The organism is Micromonospora sp. NPDC003776, assembly GCF_053605645.1.
Map to the genome: position 1 here is coordinate 1 of NZ_JBSGJR010000891.1, position 1,737 is coordinate 1,737.

Here is a 1,737-nt window from a genome sequence, read left to right on the forward strand (position 1 = left end):
CCGACCGTCGCCGGGACCGGCTCCGGGGCGGCCTCCGGGGTGGGCTGCGGGGCCGGCACGGTGACCGGCGTGGGCGCCCCCCGGCGGCCGGCCCGCCGCTCGCGCAGGGACTCCTTGGTCCGCTCCGCCATCGTGTAGAGGGTCGGCACCAGGATCAGCGTGAGCAACGTCGAGCTGAGCAGGCCGCCGATCACCACGATCGCCAGCGGGCGGGAGATGAACCCACCCTCACCGGTGAGCCCGAAGGCCATCGGCAGCAGCGCGAACACGGTGGCGACCGCGGTCATCAGGATCGGCCGCAGCCGCCGCCGGCCGCCCTCGACCACCGCCTCGGTGACACCCATGCCCTGCGCCCGGTACTGGTTGATCAGGTCGAGCAGCACGATCGCGTTGGTCACCACGATGCCGACCAGCATGAGCACGCCGATCAGCGCCGGTACGCCGAGCGGCGTGCCGGTGGCCAGCAGCAGCGCGATCGCGCCGGTGGCCGCGAACGGCACCGAGATCAGCAGGATCAGCGCCTGGGTCAGGCTGCGGAACGTACCGACCATGATCAGGAAGACGATCGCGATGGCGGCCAGCACCGCCAGCCCCAGGTCGGCGAAGGCGTCCTTCTGGTCGGCGCTGACGCCGCCGATGGTGAAGGTCGCCCCCGGTACGTCCAGGGCGTCCAGCCGCCGCTGCAGCTCCTGAGTGGTGGCGCCGAGGTTGGCGCCGGTGGCCGTACCGGTGATGGAGACGCTGCGCTCGCCGTCGATCCGGGTGACCTGCTGCGGGCCGTCGACCTGGTTGACGTCGGCGATGTCGTCCAGCTTGACCCGGCCCACCGGGAGCGCCCGCAGCTCGGCCACGCTCAGCGGCGGCCGGGCACCGGTGCTGAGCACCACGTCGCGCGGCGCGCCGTCGAGGGTGACCTGGCCCAGCGGGGCACCCCGGTACGCCTGGGCGACGAGCTGCCCGACGGCCGCCTCGGTGAGGCCGGCCCGCGCGGCGGCGACCCGGTCCACGGTCACCTCGACCCGGGGCACCTGGGTGGCGAGGCTGGTGGTCACGTCCTCGACGCCCGGCGTACCCGCCATCGCGCCGCGGGCGGCCTCGGCGGCCCGGGTCAGGGTCTCCTGGTCGGCGGCCTGCACGATTACCTCGACCTGGTTGGCGGAGGCCCCGCCCTGCCCGGCGCCGAAGCTCAGCTCGCCGGCCTCCGGGCCGAGCGCGTCGAACTCGCGGCGCAGGGTGCGCTTGACCGCGGCCGCGTCGCTCTCCTCGTCGAGCGCCACCGAGTAGGAGGCGGTGTTGTTGCCACCGCCGCGCGCCCAGGGCTGGTTGCTGCCGCCGGCGCTGACCTGGTACGTGGCCACGCCCTTCGTTCTGGCGAGCACCGCCTCGACCTTCGCGGCGGCCTGGTCGGTGCCGGCCAGGCCGGTGCCCGCGGGCAGCTTCTGCCGGATGCTCAGCGTGTCCTGGCCGGAGTCGTCGAGGAAGTTGGTCTCCAGCTGCTGCGCCAGGCCGAAGGTGCCGAGCAGCACCAGCAGGCCCACCCCGACGGTGATCCAGCGGGTGCGCCGGGACCGGGTGGCGAAGCCGATCGCCGGCAGGTACGCGCGCTGCAACGGGCTGCGCAGCTCCTTCTCCTCGGCGGCGCGGCGGGCCGCCGCGTCGGCCCCCGCCCGCGGCATCCGGTCACAGTACGCGATCACCCGGATCACAGTCAGCCTCCCCAGCAGCGGGGCGGGCCGG

At 74.7% G+C, this 1,737-nt stretch carries 1 protein-coding gene; it reads right to left on the minus strand.

Annotated elements, in window-relative coordinates; genetic code table 11:
* The coding region (locus ACWEVO_RS36140; protein WP_452311882.1) for an efflux RND transporter permease subunit at positions 1-1,737 on the minus strand (1,737 nt) is incomplete at both ends.